At 44.6% G+C, this 2,409-nt stretch carries 1 protein-coding gene and 1 pseudogene; one reads left to right on the top strand and one right to left on the bottom strand.

Annotation, left to right across the window (positions count from 1 at the left end):
* Window positions 1-342: pseudogene (locus QUA40_RS28380) on the bottom strand (hypothetical protein); the annotation flags it as partial.
* A gap of 371 nt (window positions 343-713) precedes the next feature.
* Here QUA40_RS28380 and QUA40_RS28375 point away from each other — a divergent pair.
* Window positions 714-2,303 (top strand): Hsp70 family protein, encoded by a 1,590-nt coding sequence (locus QUA40_RS28375; RefSeq protein ID WP_333131996.1) that lies wholly within the window; start codon window positions 714-716, stop codon window positions 2,301-2,303.
* The last annotated feature ends 106 nt before the right edge of the window (window positions 2,304-2,409 follow it).

Raw genomic sequence — 2,409 nt, 5'->3', positions numbered from 1 at the left:
TGAGGTATGTAATAAGGCTTGAAAGTCCCGATATTCAGGGAATCTCGTGCACCTCATATTTTTAAGAAATGCTATATAGATACCCAGAATTACCGCAAACATCAATATTCCCCAAATAGATCCAGCCAGCAATTCTTGGCGCTGGGGTAGGGATAAACGCAGCTTTTTGCGATCGACAAAAATAGACCACGCGATCGGAAAAACCAGCAACCAAACTTGACAAAAGACTGACAGTGTTTGTCGCCAGCTTCCAGGGGCAATATACAAGGCTGCTATGATACCAATACTAGCCGCCGGGACAAGCAGTGTTAAAGCCAATAGTGCTGTTTTACGATCGCCCATGTGCAGCATTTTTCACGCTTAATTTTAAAATTGGATTAATATCAAAGGTAAAAGCTTGGCGGCGGAGAGGTGATACCACTTTAAAAAAACAATGCAACTGTAGGCCGATGATCCAAACCCTTATCCACTAAGTCATTCCCAAGTCTTTAATCTAAAATATAAAATGGTATGAGTTTTTTGCCGCTTATAAAAGTGGTCCTTATTTGTTCCCACGAAAAATATGCAGTTGCACAAAATGGAAGACTCCGCCGCTAAAGCAATTTTGGTTGCAACAAAGTCTTTATTCAAGCACAATTTGATAATCTGTTGGCATTGGTGACTCGAAATACCATAATATGATTAAATCCCTAGTAGCTGTGTATTTTGGCTGAATGACGATCGCAATTGATTTTGGAACTAGCAACACAGTCGTCGCTCGCTGGAATCAAGTGATCCAGCAGCCCGAAACTTTGAAATTACCCGGATTGTCGGCAATCTCGGCTCAAAATCCGCCCCTAATTCCCAGTTTACTTTACGTTGAGGACGGTGCGGCCAATAAAGTAATACTCGGTCAGCAAGTCCGAGACAGAGGCCTTGATTTGAGTGGAGATTCTCGGTTTTTCCGCAATTTTAAGCGGGGAATTGGCACTTCTGTTCAGGGTTTTGTGCCGGAAATTGACGGGCAACTTGTTACTTTTGAACGAGTAGGTGAGTGGTATTTGAGCCAAATTGTGAACTCAATTCGCGAACTGCCCTTGCCGATCGATTCTTTGATTTTTACTGTACCAGTAGATAGTTTTGAAGCTTACCGCCATTGGTTGGGCAAAGTGTCTGAATCTCTGCAAGTAGAACAGGTGCGGATGTTGGACGAACCTACGGCGGCTGCTTTGGGTTACGGTTTGGCCGATCGCGAAAATCTGTTAGTCATTGATTTCGGTGGCGGAACTCTCGATCTTTCTTTGGTGCGTTTGGACGCTTCCTCCGACAAAAAGCCCCTCGGTTTTATTCTCAAGTGGGGCGAAAAGTTATTAGCTGAATCTTCAGCGCAAAAGGCAAAAGTTGCCCGGGTTTTGGCTAAAGCAGGACAAAATTTAGGCGGTTCTGATATTGATAATTGGCTGGTTGACTATTTTTTCACAACACAAGGGCTGGCAAAATCTCCGATAACAACGAGATTAGCAGAACGGTTAAAGATTCAGTTGTCTTTGGTTAATCAGGCAGTTGAGGTTTATTTTGATGACGAAAATTTTGAGAGTTACGAATTAGAATTAGATCGATCTCGCTTTGAATCTATCCTCGCCGAACATCAGTTTTTTGATAACCTCGACGAGTGCATGAATCAAGTATTGCAGCAAGCACGGCGCCAAGGCTTAGAAATTGGCGACATCGATGCAGTTTTGCTAGTTGGCGGTACTGTACAAATTCCCGCTGTTGGGCGTTGGGTGCAGCAATATTTCGAGCCGGCAAAAATTCGCTGCGACAAACCCTTTGAGGCGATCGCCCAGGGTGCTCTGCAACTGAGTCAAGGGCTCGAAATCAAAGATTTTCTCTATCACAGTTACGGCATTCGCTACTGGAACCGCCGCGAAAATTGCCACAGTTGGCACAGTTTAATTAAATCCGGCCAGTCTTATCCGATGAGCGAACCGGTAGAATTAGTCTTGGGGGCTTCTTTAGAAAATCAGCCGAGTATAGAATTAATTGTCGGCGAATTGGGAGCGGAAACTGGCGGCACGGAGATATATTTTGACGGCGACAGGCTAATTACTCGCCAACTCGCGGGTCAAAGATCGGTACAGCCACTAAATGACAAAGACGGAGCACGCAGCATCGCTCAATTGACGCCGCCTGGGTATCCGGGGAGCGATCGCATAAAAGTTTTGTTCCGCGTTGACGAACAGCGCTTTTTGCGCATTACTGTTGAAGATTTGCTGACAAATGAAACTTTGTTACAGGATAAACCAGTGGTGCAGCTAAGTTAAGGATAGACTTTACAGGTAAGGTGCGCTTCGGGTGCATCTCACTTTTGCAAATACATCAAGCGGAAAGTTGACCATTGAGATAAGCACAGCGCAGAGAAAGGATAGA

Source organism: Microcoleus sp. Pol11C3, from assembly GCF_036701485.1.
In the GTDB taxonomy this organism is placed as follows: domain Bacteria; phylum Cyanobacteriota; class Cyanobacteriia; order Cyanobacteriales; family Microcoleaceae; genus Microcoleus.
This window is presented reverse-complemented; position numbering and strand designations above follow the sequence as displayed.

Excerpts from the sequence above, each read along its gene's own strand:
- QUA40_RS28375 (WP_333131996.1), top strand. The coding sequence starts at position 714 with ATGACGATCGCAATTGATTTTGGAACTAGCAACACAGTCGTCGCTCGC.